The 14,753-nt window shown below is 43.1% G+C and carries 12 protein-coding genes; 5 read left to right on the top strand and 7 right to left on the bottom strand.

Annotated features, from left to right (window positions below):
* Positions 1 to 15 precede the first annotated feature (15 nt).
* The 4 genes from RNZ41_RS09405 to RNZ41_RS09390 form a co-directional block, all read right to left on the bottom strand.
* On the bottom strand, positions 16 to 2,352 hold the full coding sequence (locus tag RNZ41_RS09405) for a sensor histidine kinase (RefSeq protein ID WP_314027162.1): 2,337 nt from the start codon (positions 2,350 to 2,352) through the stop codon (positions 16 to 18).
* Positions 2,333 to 2,548 carry a hypothetical protein gene (locus tag RNZ41_RS09400; RefSeq protein ID WP_314027161.1) on the bottom strand — a complete coding sequence of 72 codons (216 nt, stop codon included), beginning with the start codon at positions 2,546 to 2,548 and terminating at the stop codon, positions 2,333 to 2,335. Before RNZ41_RS09400 ends, RNZ41_RS09405 begins: the two co-directional genes overlap by 20 nt.
* A gap of 748 nt (positions 2,549 to 3,296) precedes the next feature.
* Positions 3,297 to 3,767 (bottom strand): hypothetical protein, encoded by a 471-nt coding sequence (locus RNZ41_RS09395; protein ID WP_076775092.1) that lies wholly within the window; start codon positions 3,765 to 3,767, stop codon positions 3,297 to 3,299.
* A gap of 326 nt (positions 3,768 to 4,093) precedes the next feature.
* Entirely contained in the window at positions 4,094 to 4,798 is a 705-nt protein-coding gene (locus RNZ41_RS09390; protein ID WP_314027160.1) for a DUF4230 domain-containing protein, read from the bottom strand.
* Between the two features lie 283 nt (positions 4,799 to 5,081).
* Here RNZ41_RS09390 and RNZ41_RS09385 point away from each other — a divergent pair, with 283 nt between their 5' ends.
* Together RNZ41_RS09385 and RNZ41_RS09380 are read left to right on the top strand one after the other, a co-directional pair.
* Positions 5,082 to 6,842, top strand: a complete 1,761-nt coding sequence (locus RNZ41_RS09385; RefSeq protein ID WP_007115431.1) for a proline--tRNA ligase — start codon at positions 5,082 to 5,084, stop codon at positions 6,840 to 6,842.
* A 151-nt stretch (positions 6,843 to 6,993) separates the two neighbouring features.
* Positions 6,994 to 9,177, top strand: coding sequence for a carboxy terminal-processing peptidase (locus RNZ41_RS09380; RefSeq protein WP_314027159.1), 2,184 nt, complete (start codon positions 6,994 to 6,996; stop codon positions 9,175 to 9,177).
* A gap of 328 nt (positions 9,178 to 9,505) precedes the next feature.
* On the opposite strand, the gene RNZ41_RS09375 is transcribed toward RNZ41_RS09380, so the two are convergent.
* The 3 genes from RNZ41_RS09375 to RNZ41_RS09365 all read right to left on the bottom strand — a co-directional run bounded on the left by RNZ41_RS09375 (position 9,506) and on the right by RNZ41_RS09365 (position 11,935).
* A complete protein-coding gene (locus RNZ41_RS09375) occupies positions 9,506 to 9,715 on the bottom strand; it encodes a CsbD family protein (protein ID WP_036593367.1) in 210 nt (69 codons plus the stop codon).
* A gap of 317 nt (positions 9,716 to 10,032) precedes the next feature.
* The gene (locus RNZ41_RS09370) at positions 10,033 to 10,521 is read right to left on the bottom strand and encodes an FKBP-type peptidyl-prolyl cis-trans isomerase (protein ID WP_314027158.1); all 489 of its coding nucleotides are present in this window, start codon (positions 10,519 to 10,521) and stop codon (positions 10,033 to 10,035) included.
* A gap of 331 nt (positions 10,522 to 10,852) precedes the next feature.
* A complete protein-coding gene (locus tag RNZ41_RS09365; protein WP_227522668.1) occupies positions 10,853 to 11,935 on the bottom strand; it encodes an AI-2E family transporter in 1,083 nt (360 codons plus the stop codon).
* A 287-nt stretch (positions 11,936 to 12,222) separates the two neighbouring features.
* Between RNZ41_RS09365 and RNZ41_RS09360 the strand changes: the two genes are divergently transcribed.
* The 3 genes from RNZ41_RS09360 to RNZ41_RS09350 all read left to right on the top strand — a co-directional run bounded on the left by RNZ41_RS09360 (position 12,223) and on the right by RNZ41_RS09350 (position 14,629).
* Positions 12,223 to 13,803 (top strand): peptide chain release factor 3, encoded by a 1,581-nt coding sequence (locus RNZ41_RS09360; protein ID WP_050325426.1) that lies wholly within the window; start codon positions 12,223 to 12,225, stop codon positions 13,801 to 13,803.
* Positions 13,804 to 13,808: 5 nt separating this feature from the next.
* Positions 13,809 to 14,213, top strand: a complete 405-nt coding sequence (locus RNZ41_RS09355; protein WP_083106467.1) for a DUF596 domain-containing protein — start codon at positions 13,809 to 13,811, stop codon at positions 14,211 to 14,213.
* A gap of 164 nt (positions 14,214 to 14,377) precedes the next feature.
* Positions 14,378 to 14,629, top strand: a complete 252-nt coding sequence (locus RNZ41_RS09350; protein ID WP_065254141.1) for a hypothetical protein — start codon at positions 14,378 to 14,380, stop codon at positions 14,627 to 14,629.
* Positions 14,630 to 14,753 lie beyond the last annotated feature (124 nt).

The raw sequence follows: 14,753 nt of genomic DNA, 5'->3' as shown, positions 1-14,753 counted from the left end.
TATCTAACATTAGCATTAGCTTTCTTCTGCGATTAAAAGCTTGGGTGATTGCTCGCTGCTAATCGCTGTTTTGGGCAATCTGATGGTAAATGTCGTGCCTTCGCCAAGGTGTGATTGCACATGAATATCGCCGTTATGCTGCTGCATGATTTGGGTCGAAATGGCAAGACCCAGTCCCGTACCTTCGCCTGCCGCTTTGGTGGTAAAGAATGGTTCAAAAATCTTGGCTTGGGTCTCAGCGCTCATCCCAGTACCGTTGTCCGCCACGCTGATATACACATTGGCGCCGTCTTCTGTGCTAGTAATGTGTAATGTAGGGTGCTGAGTTTGCCCCATCGCTTGTGCTGCGTTATTAAATAGGTTTAGCAGCACTTGGTTAATCTGGGATGGGTTACAACTAACCGGTTCGATAGCAGTTAACTCAGTTATCACCTCTAAATGTTTGATATTGTTACGGGCAATGACTAGGGAGTTTTTGATACAGTCGTTGATATCGACGGCTTTGATTTTGGCTTGGTCGATGCGAGAAAAATCACGTAAATTGACGACCAATTCTGAGATTTGGCTAACCCCAAATTTGGCATCATCCACCAATCCATGCAAATCATCACTCACCGCATCGGCGACCAATTCATCACTGCAAGCAATGGTTTGTTCAATCGTTTGATTGATGGTTGCTGTATCAGTCGGCGACGCTTGCATCAGTTGTTTGAGCTGCTGGGTATGGTCAATCAATTCGTCATAACGTACGATATTTTCATCAATCAACTCTAAGTTACTACCCACATAGCCCAATGGCGTGTTCACTTCATGGGCAACACCTGCGACCATTTGACCGATGGTTGCCATTTTCTCTGATTGTACCAACTGCACTTGAGAGGCTTTTAAATCTTTTAATGCTTGGTGCAAGTTTTCGGTACGCTCTGCCACTTGCTGCTCTAAGCGTTCATTGACTTGTGCTAATGCACCTTCGTTCTCGACCACCCGATCAACCAGCTGGTTCATCGAGTCAGTAATCACGCCAATTTCTTGAATGTTTGCCGGTGGCAATTTGTGATCACTGAGTGACAGATATTTTTTTTGTGCAATCAATTGACCGATTTCACGGACGTTACGAGCGACTTGGTGCAGTGGTACCGCCAAAATACGGTGGAAAACATAACCACTTAATAGCAGTACCGGTAAGAAACCCAATAGCATATACCATTGCAGCTGTTTACCTAGCTGATTGGCAAATAACATCAGCTCTTGATTGGGTTTGACGATGACCATTTTCCAATTGGTCATCGGCATGGCAAAAATAAACGCTGTGGAAGGGGTTTTGAGTAATAAATCGTTGTCTAAGCTGACTTTTTCGACAAAATGGGTAGCGTTGAGATTTTCATTTTGCCCGCTTTGGGTCATTAGCATGGCTGAAATGATGCGTGCCTCTGAGGGAGAGATTTTTTGTAGGTTGGTACTACTTACTAGCGTATTGGCGGTAAAATCAAATTTACCACCGTCTATTTTTTGCGCTTGTTTGATGATGCTGTCATTGATGTTGTCTAAGCTTTTGGCAATGGGGGCAAAATCAGGGTTTTTCTTGGCAAAACTATTGACGTCCATCATTTCGCCTTGCGGGTTAGTAGCAGTCACTTGTTTGACTTGGGCTTCATTGGGGAAAGTCAAAAAGTTGTTGTTCATGTCGACCAAAAACACGTAACCGCCTGTTTTGCGCTGCCATTCTTTGACCATCGACTGCATACGACCGAGCAGCACATCAAAACTCACCACCCCTTCAAAGCCATTGTTTTGCGCATTAAAAATCGCCTTGGCACAGGTCATGACGGGCTGTTTGGTCGCCGGGTGAATATAAGCACGGCTCCACACACAGTGGTCATGATTGGCATATACGGCGGGCACATACCACCAATCACGGTAATAGGGCATGGCAAGCTGTGGTTGGGTTTTTTGGTCGGCTACCCGATTTGCGGTAAGTTTGCTTGGTGCTTGATAGCCTGGATTGATGGCTTGATATTGGCTGGCAGACTGCATGACACCTTGCATATCGCGTTGCCAAACAAACGCGGCTTCATCGACGTTAGGTTTGTACATCAAAGGATCATACCACACACCACCACCGACAATGCCTTTATCCATATTTGCCATTAAATTGCCAACACTGGTGTTGATGATATCGGCATTCTTGGGCAAACTGCCAGTCATACGACTGGCTGTCACTGCCATGCCATCAATTTGACTCACACGCGACAAAATACCATTCACCGCCTCATTGCCAGTTTCAATGATAGTCTGAGAGGTCAGTTTGGCGACGTTAGGCTTGGCTTGTTGGTCAATAATCCAATACACCATCGCCAAAAACACCAAAAAAACCAGCAATAATACGCATAGCAAACGTGTGGTAAGGTTGGAAAAATTCATCATTGTCACTTATCTGTTGGCAAATTGATTGGCTAATTAAATGACCTATTGCACCGCTTAGCCGCAAGTAAAAAAGCTTACAAACTCTTAAAGCCGCCGTTAACGCAAAATAAAAACGATGGTTCATCTCAATTTCCCAAATTGCGTCATCCTATTGAGAAAATCGATAAACCATCGTCCGTCGGTGACGGTAGTGTAGTCAGGTTATATGACAAAATGATGAATTATACCGATGAAAGGTAATGGGGCAATCCATAGCAAATTTTAAATCGCATTTTGCTAAATTATTAAACTTAAGTTGTATAAAAAGTCGGATGAAATGCAGAAAATGTTACGAATTCATTGTGTGATAGGATAGTGTGATAGGATGGACATGAAAAAAGCCCTGAATGCTGTTGAGCGCTTTTCCATGGCTAATAGTTAATGGTGAATGGTTACCGTGTAAACTAACGCTACATTAATGAGATGCTTTATCGTGCTCTGTCAAACGATTAGCTGCTTTATTCATAGCCACTTATGGTATGGATTAATTCGTGCAATTCTTCATTAGATAGCACAATAAATGGCTCACTGGGCTTAATACGGCTGTCCATTTGAAACAACTAATCATTCATATTTGTATCCAAATATTTACTAGCGTAACGGTTTTAAAAATACCCATCGCTTTTCGCGATAGTATCGGCCAAATAAAGCTAAAGCGTTCTTGCCCAGGTATGCCATATAGCCAATATTAATGCCGCCCTCTAGCGCTAATTCACCGACTGACTAGTTTTGGCAAGTGGGTTAGGGGCATTGGGGTATCACTGATGGTAACAGCTAAAAATTGCGTAGACTGGGCAACACCAGATGATGGATTGCCAACTAGAGCAGGCGCATTAAAGACTAAGCGCTAGTGTTAATGTATTGTCTGTCGCTGATTGATAAGCGTCAACGGCATCAGAGGTGAGCTTAGCGGCAGTGGATACCTTATTGCTGACAGGCATACCAGACAAGAACGGCAATTGTGAAAACAACCACTCGCTCAATGGCGCTAAATCTTTGATGGGTAACACCAATAAATCTTGCGATAAATAGCCGTTTTCCGTCTCACTACGAGCAGTATAAATAGTGGCGGTATTGGGTTTGTTACTAATTAAGTTTTGAACACTTTCAGCATGACGCAAATCATGATTGACCATGAATAAATCAATTTGCTGATTGTTCGCTGATACCCATTCAAGGTCTGCTTCGAGTCTAAGCAAGATGCGTAGATACCCTTTTAGCATCACTTGGTCGCCAGGCTTGATGCCAACCAAAGCAATCCGCATCACTTTTTTTAGACGATCTGAGGCAGATGTGACATTCATTGAGTAAACTCTCCAACAGCTAGCGAATTGATCTTTTACACAACTAAAACGCCATCAAGCATCCCTGCAATAAATTATCGTAACCCTGGGTTAGGGATACGTTAACTGGCTATGATGATTACAATTTTTGATGATGTAGCAAATAAATGTCGTCTAAAACTAGCGGGCTATAAAGTTGAGATTTTAGCAACATTCTTATTATTAAGGTAGGTTACATATCTATTATTTATGCCTTTCATACCAATTCTGACAGGGCAAAAAAACAATACAAAACTAAAAATCGCTTTTATCCTTAAATTAATCTTATTTAGGCGCAAAAAATTGGTTTAACGGCAACTGTTAGTGGGCGCGGTGACTTTCACAGTGACTTGTACATTTGCCAGTGCAAATAGCGATTGCACTTGCTTTTGGGCATTATCGTTGGCAGTTTGTAGAATGCCAGAGCGGCAAGCGGAAGTCAGCACTTGGTCTTTGCCAGCCACTTGGGCTTGGTTAAATATTTGTGGGTCGGCTTGCACCATGCCAAATACCCCTGTTTGAATATCATACACTTCAATGTTATCTAAATAACTATCCAAAATCTGCGCAGCGGGCAAGGTGATACTGACATGGCTACCATCTGGGGTCACTTGTACATCAGTGGGTTTTAATTGATTTAAGTCAATCCCCGCGGTCACCCGCCCATGAGCGACAAAAAGCCCCTTTTGTTGATCTTGCCACAGAGCGTACCAATTGCCTTCTTTTTGGCTGGTGATAACGGTATCGATGTTATATGCCACGGTTTGTAGTCGATTGAGGCTTTGAATCTTAGTGACCACCCCTTCGCGGGTTAATACCTCAACTTTTTTAGGCGTATTTTTTTGTTGCCATTGCAAAAATAGCCAACCCGCCACCGCAATCACAGCCAGTAAAAATAAACTCACCCAAAAAGAAACCGGCTTTTTGTTGCCCGATGCGGGCGGTTCTGGCAAGTTCGTAGTCGGTTTTGCCTCAGGTGATGGCGTGGAAGACGAAGTGGGGAGTTGGGTCATGTATCCATTCCTAATCGTTTATTTAATAGTGGATGCTATTTTGTATGGTTATGACTCGCCATAATTTCAATGTAGCTAGTTTAAATAGCCAATGGGTATGACCAAATTGTCATAATTATTGTCCTAATTTATAAAAATGCTAAGACCAAAAATACTGCATCGATTTGGCAAAAATTAAAAAAACTATTGCACCACCCAGTGGCATAAAATAAGATAATCGGTTTACCAAATAGTCTATCCATTCTCGTTTTTCTTATTTCAAGCCGTACAAACAAGGTGTGCCATGCGAGCCAGTCAATTTACTTTTGCAACGTTAAAAGAAACCCCAAGTGATGCCGATATCATCTCCAGCCAATTAATGCTCCGTGCAGGGATGATTCGTAAATCTGCGTCGGGTCTCTACACGTGGCTACCGATGGGTCTAAAAACCTTACAAAAAGTTAAAAAAATCATCCGTGAAGAGATGGATGCCATCAACTGCCAAGAGCTGCTAATGCCTGTGGTGCAATCGGCCGAGCTTTGGCAAGAATCAGGTCGCTGGGAAGCTTATGGCCCTGAACTGCTGCGGTTTAAAGACCGTCACCAACGCGACTTTGTGTTAGGCCCAACGCATGAAGAAGTGATAACCGATATCGCGCGTAACTTGCTAAAAAGCTATAAACAGCTCCCTGTGAGCTACTACCAAGTACAAACCAAATTTCGTGATGAAATTCGCCCACGCTTTGGGGTCATGCGTTCGCGTGAATTTATCATGAAAGATGCCTATTCATTTCATATCGACCAGCCCTCACTACAGCGCACCTATGATGATATGTACCGCGCTTATCATAATATCTTTACCCGTCTTGGGTTAGATTTTCGTGCGGTGCAAGCCGATACTGGCTCGATTGGTGGATTTGCCTCGCATGAGTTTCAAGTCCTAGCTGGCAGTGGTGAAGACGATATTGTATTTTCAGATAGCTCAGCTTATGCGGCCAATATTGAGCTTGCTGAGGCAGTCACTTTGGGCGAACGCGCCGCCGCAACGCAAAATAAAACAGCGGTCAGTACGCCCAATATGCCAACTTGTGAGCAAGTGGCTGAGCATTTAGGTTTGCCATTGTCACAGACGGTCAAAACTTTAATCGTCGAAGGTGAAGCTACCGCAGAAGGTAAAGCCACCTTAGTCGCGTTAGTGTTACGGGGCGATCATACCCTAAATGAAATCAAAGCCGAAAAATTGGCGCAAGTCAAAGCCCCACTCACCATGGCGAGCGAAGAGGCGATGCAAGCAGCGGGCCTGCACAAAGGGTTTATCGGGGTATTTGATTTGAACATGCCAGTGATTGTAGATCGTGCGGCTGCGGTGTTATCAGATTTTGTTAGCGGTGCCAACAAGCCAGATTTTCATACCACGGGCGTCAACTGGGAGCGTGATGCGTCCATTACCGAAATTGCCGATATTCGCAACGTGGTAGAAGGCGACCCAAGCCCAGATGGACAAGGTACTTTACAAATCCGCCGCGGTATCGAAGTCGGTCATATTTTCCAATTGGGTGACAAGTACGCCAAAGCATTAAACTGTGCGGTGATGGGCGAGCAGGGCAAACCTGTCATTACTATGATGGGCTGTTATGGTATCGGGGTTACCCGTATCGTCGCTGCCGCCATTGAGCAAAACCACGATGACAATGGTATCATTTGGAAAACCAGTAGCACAGGTGAGAGCCTTGCGCCATTCACTGTGGCGATTGTGCCGATGATTAAAGGCAAAATGAAAGATGCCGCGACAGACAAAGCAATGCAGCTTGCCGAAGCGCTTTACACAGAGCTAAAAGCCCAAGGTGTTGATGTGCTGCTTGATGACCGAGACGAGCGTGCGGGGGTAAAATTCGCCGATTTAGAGCTCATCGGCATTCCTCATCGTATTGTTATCTCAGAGAAAAATATCAGTGAAACAGGCGAGGTGAAATACGAATATGTCAATCGCCAAGATGGTGAAAAACAATTGCTCACTGCTGCGCAATTAAACCAACTGTTTAAAGACAATCAATTGATTGGCTAACAGAGCAACTTACCGCTACAAACGATTAGGTTTGATGGATGATTTGAGTCGAACATTTACACGTTTTGTATGGTGTGGAAAAACTGACAGTGCTAAGATGGGCTGTCAGTTTTTTCTGTTTATCGCTTCATTAAATAGAGTAAGGAAAGTCATGCAATACAAACAACTTACCGCCAGTGTATTTGTCCTGTTGATGGGTGGGGCGATCCTGGGACAAAGTTACCAAACCGCCATTGCAGCATCGACGAGCGTCGGACAGATCAATAACGAGCAGCGGCAGGTGACTCGGCAAGTCGCAGCGTTGTTGGATCGTAGCCATTATCTAGATAAAAAAATGGATGCTGCAACGGGCAGGCAAATTTTAGGCGACTATTTTGATGCGCTTGACCCCAACCATAGCGTGTTTTTGCAGTCGGATATTGATGAATTTACCCAAAAATATGGCAATAGTTTCGCCGATTATCTCAAACGCGGTGATTTAAAAGCGGGTTTTGAAATTTATCAGCGTTTTATTGAACGCTCAAAAGCGTATTACAGCTTTGCCGATAGCTTGTTAAAATCCCCTGTGAACTTACAGAGCAATGAAACGGTCATTATGAACCGTGAAAAATTGCCACGTTTTAAAACCGTTGCCGAGCAACGCGATTTTTGGCGCAAACAGCTGACCTACCAGCTGATTGGTATGACCATCAATCAAGATGAAGACAAAAACAAAGACAAGTTTTTGCAAGAAAATGCTGATAAATACAACGCCAGTGATTTAGTCAAAAACGAAACGCGCTCACCAAGCCAAGTGCTAGACCAGCGTTTAAAGCGCCAATATGCGCAGCTACAGCGTATCGATAGCGACCAAATCGTTGAAACCCTGTTAAATGCAGCGATGGCAGCCTATGACCCGCACAGTAATTATTTTGCCCCCGTGCAAGCTAATGAGATGCAAATCCAATCGACCCTTGAATTGGTCGGTATCGGTGTCTCGATTCAGCCCGATCGCAAGAATCCTGACTACACCCGTATCATCAGCCTAGTTGATGGCGGGCCTGCCGCTCGTTCGGGTCAAATCAAACCCAATGACTTAATCATCGGCGTATCCACTGAAGATAAAGGCATGGTCGATACCGTCGGTTATTCGACACGTGAAGTGGTGAACCTCATTCGCGGTAAAAAAGGTTCATCCGTCACCGTGCGCGTCAAAGCGCCTAATACCCCAGACAGTAGCGCGCGTAATGTCACCCTCATACGTGATGTGATTCAGCAAGAAGAATCGGGCGTCAATCATCGGGTGATTAGTATCAAAGATAAAAACGGACAAGCCAAAAAAATCGGTGTGCTAGAAATCCCAAGTTTTTATCTCAACTATAAAGCCCGCCGTGCGGGAGAAGACTATCGTAGTGTCAGCATTGATACGGAAAACGCGTTAAAAGCTTTAAACCAGCAAAACATTGATGGCCTAGTGGTAGACCTGCGTGATGACCCAGGTGGCTCACTCGATGAAGTCGCCAAAATGATTGGCTTGTTCATCAAGTCAGGTCCGCTGGTACAAATTCGTGATAATCGCGGCAATATCCAAGTGTATGAAGACGAAGATAAAGGTAAGCAGCTGTATACAGGCCCGATGACCGTACTTATTAACCAAGGCTCAGCGTCAGCCAGCGAGATTTTTGCCGCAGCGATTCAAGATTATGGCCGCGGTCTGATTGTCGGCAGCACGACCACAGGTAAAGGCTCAGCACAAATTCAGCTTGATAACCTTGCCTTAGGGTCAGCAACCTTAACCCAGCGCAAGTTCTACCGTATTACTGGCGGCAGTACCCAAAATAAAGGCGTTGTACCCGATGTCCGCTTAGTCAATATCTATGAAGGCATGGAGTTTGGTGAACGTAGCATGAAAAACCCACTGGCATGGGATACCATTCGTGCCGCGCCGTACCAACCTGCTGGCAACTATTCCCGTGAGACATTGCAATCGCTCAATGCCTTGTCACAGCAGCGTCAAGCAGCCAATGCCCAGTTTGCTTATCTAAGCCAACTCAACAGAATCCGTAATGAGGAAGATGATAACAAGCCTGTCAAATTGGACATCAATGACCGCCGTACTTTCCGCAAAAACATTGAGGCGAAAACGTTGGCGGCAGAAAATGCGAGACGCCAAGCCAATGGGGAAAGCCCCTATAGCACGTGGACAGCGTACCAAGCTGCGCAAGATGCAGAATTAGAAGTCCGTAGCCGTCTAAAACAAGCCGAACGTCCAAAGCTTCCTGAAAGTGAAGCATTTGTGATTGAAGCGGCTAATGTCATGCTTGATGCACAGGCAGCCAACAACCAGCGCCCCTAATGCCAAAATGCGTGTAAGCAAAAGCTTACATGCATTGACGTTTGTACGACTGTTACCGAATGGTAAATTTTGTAATAATACATTCAACGGCACAGGGATGATTCTCAAGGATTGAGATAAGGACAGAATTGCCAATAAGGGAATGGTTTATCGTAGTATTAAGAAATGATGCTTGATAAACACGTGGAGTGAGACTTAGGATGAGTCAAGAAATTCACTACCAGTTAGTAAGGACTTTAAGGATGAGGTCAGTGATGCTAGGATAGCAGGTAAAAAAGCCATATCAAAGGATATGGCTTTTTTACTTTGGAGGAGGGGTTAATCTATTCTAGAAACGATAGTTGTGACGGGTTGACCAGTCATCGATTTCTTTTTCTACCACATCTTCGGCGCGACCATAACGCTCTTGGATTTTACCTGATAGTTTTTGGCGATTACCTTCCAACTGGGTAATTTCATCATCAGTTAAGTCACCCCAAGTTTCTTTTACAGCGCCTTTAACTTGTTCCCATTGACCTTTAATTGTATTCTCGTTCATGATTAGTATCCTTTTTTGTAATTAATTTAATGCTATATAAATAACTAAAAATATATACCCAATCATGGGTCTTTATTATTGCTTGGATTGTTTGTTGGGTATAGAGCTAGTATGCCAAAATTTAGCGCACAGTGTGTGGTAAAAACTGTAGTAAAGCATCAAAAAAAGTAACTAAATCAATGATTTTGTAAATAATATTAGGCTTTTCTTACACGGCAGACAATAACTTTACAGCCTAACCAATCTAAAATTTTGCCCAAAAAAAGAAGGCTATAAATATAGCCTTCCATTTAATCTTTCTAAGCTTTAATGACGACTTAGTGGTGATGACCGCCTGCACCGTGTACGTGACCGTGTTGTAACTCTTCATCGGATGCGTCACGAATGTTTGCCACTTCTACATCAAAATGAAGTTTTTTGCCGGCTAAAGGATGGTTCGCATCAACAATCACTTTGTCCTCTTGTACATCTTTTACAGTGACTAACATCACATGACCGTCTGCAGTTTGTGATTGGAACTGCATACCTGGTTGGATATCTTCGACACCTTGGAAGTTTTCGCGTGGAACTTCTTGTACTGCCGCGTCATCGAATTCGCCATAAGCGTCTACAGGTTCAATGCTTGCAGTAAATTTGTCACCCACTGATTTGCCCGCTAATTGTGATTCAAGACCTGGAATAATGTTTTGGTAGCCATGTAAATACGCTAAAGGTTGACCTTCTGGTGATTGGTCAATGACGTTACCTTCGTCGTCTTTTAAAGTGTAATGAAAATGTACAACGTTGTTATTATTGATAGTAGACATCGCTAAAATTCCTTATGAATCAATGAATGGATTGGCAAATCGCTTTTTTGGCACAATAAATTAAAAATTGCTAGGATTTTTCACTATAATTACCGTGGAAATCTCTCAACTTTTGGTTAAACCTCAAAATACGCCAAAAAATGTTAGTGTAAATTGTAACATCAATCATTAAAAGTTTGGCAGTTATAGACTTTAAAACACATTTTTAATCATTCAACCATACAACACTGTAACAATAAAGCCGTGTTCTGTTATTAATGGCGATAAGATTTAAAAATTTAATTTATTGGGCAAATTATTTATTAATGAGTCCTGTAGCCAGTAGGGGCGTTTATATAATCCAGCCCCTATCTGCCAAAATGCGTTTGATTTGGGCGTAAATAATCGGCGCAGCTAACAAGCCTGCCAGTCCAAAGGTGGCTTCTAATACCAACATAAATAGCAAAAGCTCCCAGGCGGTCGATCGGATTTTGCTACCAATAATCTGCGCATTTAAAAAATACTCAAGTTTGTGAATGGTCACTAGCCACAGTAATGATGAAATACTAACGATGAGTCCATGGGTCAGACTGAGTGACACAATAATGGTATTTGAGATTAAATTCCCAATCACAGGCAGCAAACCTGCGATAAAAGTAATAAGCACCACAGTCCATGCCATGGGCAGGGGATGACCTACCAAAGGTAAAATACCCAATAAATAAATAGCGGTGAGAATCGTGTTAATTGATGAGATTTTGACTTGGGCAAAAAATACATCGGTAAAACCTGCCATCAGCTCATCAAATTTTTGACGAAAGTGACGCGTTAGGGGTTTAGTATGTAAATGCGCATGGGCAGGGACTTGTATGGCAATAATGCCACCAATCACCGCACCAATGATAGCATAGCCAAACCCTTTGAGCGTGTGAATACCTGCAACCTGCAACTGTGGCGCATAGTCTTTGATAGTTTGGGCAAAAATACGTTTGATGGAACTGACCGATTCAGGCAAATGCTGTGACACAGAATCGGGCAATAAACGATGCAGTTGGTCAATCACCAGCATAACCTGAGCAAGCAGGCTGTTAAATCGCTCGACGCTGGCTTTTTCTGCCACCCAATCACCAAACAAATAAATACCGATACTGGTGAGTAATACCAACAAGAAGATAGCAATCCCTTCGGCGCGTTGGTCTAGCTTGATACGTTCTGAAAATTGCGGCTTGGGTGCCACCACATGACGCCGTATCCAATTGGCGATGCCGCGTGTCAGCGCATAGACAATCAGCCCCGAGAACATCACCATGCCAAGCTTTAAAACCAGTACAGGCAGCCAAACAATAATCACACTACTGATGGCAAAAAAGAAGGTTTTTAAATCAGGTAAATTTGACCGAGAGGTTGGCATCGTCGGTACAACAGAATCCGTCATTACAGGCTCGATAAGTTGAGGTGAGCTAGGTCGTAAGGGTTTTGTTGAAGCTGATTCAAGGGTCATAGCGGATATCATAAGTCGGTAAAAAAAGATGAGATAAAACTAACACAATTTTACTGATTAAAGTATTAGATTTATGACAAAATTTTGTCAAAATCGCGCGCGTGATGCGCAATAATAACCGGTGAAAATCGCAATCAAACGTAAAATCGGCTACAATAAGCCATCTTTTTTATTCTTTCTTTTATCGGTTATCAAGCCTCGCTACTTTTAAGTCAAATACTATGTCACTACATTCTGAAATCGCCAAACGCCGCACTTTTGCTATTATCTCGCACCCCGATGCCGGTAAAACCACCATGACCGAAAAATTACTGCTATGGGGGCAAGCAATTCAGCGCGCAGGTGAAGTCAAATCACGCAAAACCGACAAACACGCGACATCTGACTGGATGAGCATGGAGCAAGAGCGTGGTATCTCGATTACCACTTCTGTGATGCAGTTTCCCTATGCCGACAACATGGTCAATCTGCTAGACACCCCAGGTCACGCCGACTTTTCAGAAGATACCTATCGTACCTTAACCGCGGTGGACAGCGCACTGATGGTGATTGATGGGGCAAAAGGGGTCGAAGAACGAACTATCAAGCTGATGGAAGTATGTCGGATGCGTGACACGCCGATTATCTCATTTGTCAACAAGCTTGACCGCGAAATCCGTGACCCGTTATCACTGCTTGATGAAATTGAAAACGTCCTCAAAATCCAATGTGTGCCGATGACGTGGCCGATTGGTACAGGTCAGCATTTTGTTGGGGTGTATAACATCAGCGAAGATAAAACTTACTTTTATCAAAAAGGTCATGGTACTGAGATTGTCGAGATTGAGAGCCGTGATGGCTATGACTATCCAGATGTCCGCGAGAGAATCGGTGAAATTGCCTTCCGTGAATTTGAAGAAAGCCTAGAGCTTGCAAAAATGGCACATGAAGATTGGGATGTCGATGAATTTTTGACCGGTAAACAAACGCCTGTGCTGTTCGGCACTGCGTTGGGTAACTTTGGGATTAACATGGTGCTTGATGTACTGACCCAATACGCCCCAGCCCCTAAAGACCATGACACCGTTGAACGCACCGTCAAAGCCGATGAAGAAAAATTCTCGGGCTTTGTCTTTAAAATTCAAGCCAACATGGACCCAAAACACCGTGACCGTATTGCCTTTATGCGGGTGTGTTCAGGCAAGTACGAAAAAGGCATGAAAATGAAACATGTGCGCTTGGGCAAAGAAGTACGCATTTCAGATGCCTTGACCTTTTTGGCAGGTGACCGCGAAGCGCTGGAAGAAGCGTATTCGGGCGATATCATTGGCTTACATAATCACGGCACCATCCAAATTGGCGATAGCTTTACCGAAGGCGAAACTTTAAACTTCACAGGCATTCCCCACTTTGCGCCAGAATTGTTTCGCCGTGTGGTACTTAAAGACCCACTTAAGTCAAAACAACTGCAAAAAGGTCTACAGCAGCTATCAGAAGAAGGCGCTACCCAAGTATTTATGCCGCAAATCAACAATGATTTGATTTTGGGCGCGGTAGGGGTGCTACAGTTTGAGGTGGTCGCGCATCGCCTGCTTGAAGAATATAAAGTACAATGTACCTTTGAGCCTGTTTCGATTGCGACAGTGCGCTGGGTGCATTGTGATGACAAAGTGGCGTTTGAGAAGTTTAAGAAAAAAGCCCACGACCAGTTATCTGTTGATGGCGGTGGTTATTTGACCTATCTTGCCCCAAGCCGGGTTAATCTTAAATTGATGCAAGAGCGTTATCCAGAAATTACCTTTAGCGCCACCCGTGAGCATTGATTTTTATGTGCGAGTTGAATTCAGCTAAGTATAAACAAGCTCTGAATTTTTTTGCAAATGACGTTAAGGGATTAACATCCCATAATGTTTGGCAAAGTATTGTGGATAATGAATATTTATCTGAGTTTGGGGATACGCACGATTTCGAATTTAAGAAAAAATTTTTTTTTGACTTTATACGCTATGCTCTTGAAAATGGTTATTTTAAACTTGGCAAAAATGACTGTTTCTTAACGGGTTCGATTGATGAGCAACTTAAGTTATGGGAAACCGCTTTTCCCAGTCATGAAAAGGCTTTATTAACAGACGATGGCTTGTTTTATATTTGGTTTTTTCTTGAAGAATGTCCTGCGGGATTTGTTTGGCTATTTCCGCAAGATGATGGGTCAATATATGAGCATTGGACATGAATTTATCTATTTACCAAACCGTAACTAAACTATGGCAAAATATAAAGATTCTTAACTCAACTACTTTAGTAAAATTCTTTATAATTTGTTAAACTATAGGCATTAGCTTAGTTTAGCAACTACTATATTTTTTTGAATAATCGACAATAACAAGTGAGGATACTATGCAATTTCCTAATGGTGTAAACAAATCAAACCTTATTAAACTTGGCGTACTTGGTGCCGCTTATTATATGTTAAAAGGTCGTAATAAAACCCAGCCAACCATTGAAAACAAAGCAAATAATCCGGCACCGGTTGATAATGAGCCTGCTGACAATACTGCGGCAAATTCAAATGGCACGAAACCTGCCAAGACTACCGCATTTACCATGGGTAAAGAGCTAGCTGCAAAAGTATTGGGTAAAAAATTCTAAAACTTATCAAATACTTATCAAATTACGTTATCATATAACAGCTATATACATAACGGCATTTGAAAACAGCCCATTAGTCCACCATTAAACGGGTATCGACTGATGGGTTTTTTTATGGCAATAC

This window comes from Moraxella sp. DOX410 (genome assembly GCF_032248735.1).
GTDB lineage: Bacteria > Pseudomonadota > Gammaproteobacteria > Pseudomonadales > Moraxellaceae > Faucicola > Faucicola tetraodonis.
Note: the sequence above shows the minus strand (reverse complement) of the source record. Positions and strands in the feature narration are given on the sequence as shown.

What these genes read in the sequence shown, in the direction of transcription:
- RNZ41_RS09395 (WP_076775092.1), bottom strand. Translation starts at nt 3,767, where the DNA reads ATGAATGTCACATCTGCCTCAGATCGTCTAAAAAAAGTGATGCGGATT.
- RNZ41_RS09390 (WP_314027160.1), bottom strand. Translation starts at nt 4,798, where the DNA reads ATGACCCAACTCCCCACTTCGTCTTCCACGCCATCACCTGAGGCAAAA.
- RNZ41_RS09365 (WP_227522668.1), bottom strand. Translation starts at nt 11,935, where the DNA reads ATGACGGATTCTGTTGTACCGACGATGCCAACCTCTCGGTCAAATTTA.
- RNZ41_RS09400 (WP_314027161.1), bottom strand. Translation starts at nt 2,548, where the DNA reads ATGAACCATCGTTTTTATTTTGCGTTAACGGCGGCTTTAAGAGTTTGT.
- RNZ41_RS09375 (WP_036593367.1), bottom strand. Translation starts at nt 9,715, where the DNA reads ATGAACGAGAATACAATTAAAGGTCAATGGGAACAAGTTAAAGGCGCT.
- RNZ41_RS09350 (WP_065254141.1), top strand. Translation starts at nt 14,378, where the DNA reads ATGCAATTTCCTAATGGTGTAAACAAATCAAACCTTATTAAACTTGGC.
- RNZ41_RS09360 (WP_050325426.1), top strand. Translation starts at nt 12,223, where the DNA reads ATGTCACTACATTCTGAAATCGCCAAACGCCGCACTTTTGCTATTATC.
- RNZ41_RS09405 (WP_314027162.1), bottom strand. Translation starts at nt 2,352, where the DNA reads ATGGTGTATTGGATTATTGACCAACAAGCCAAGCCTAACGTCGCCAAA.
- RNZ41_RS09370 (WP_314027158.1), bottom strand. Translation starts at nt 10,521, where the DNA reads ATGTCTACTATCAATAATAACAACGTTGTACATTTTCATTACACTTTA.
- RNZ41_RS09380 (WP_314027159.1), top strand. Translation starts at nt 6,994, where the DNA reads ATGCAATACAAACAACTTACCGCCAGTGTATTTGTCCTGTTGATGGGT.
- RNZ41_RS09355 (WP_083106467.1), top strand. Translation starts at nt 13,809, where the DNA reads ATGTGCGAGTTGAATTCAGCTAAGTATAAACAAGCTCTGAATTTTTTT.
- RNZ41_RS09385 (WP_007115431.1), top strand. Translation starts at nt 5,082, where the DNA reads ATGCGAGCCAGTCAATTTACTTTTGCAACGTTAAAAGAAACCCCAAGT.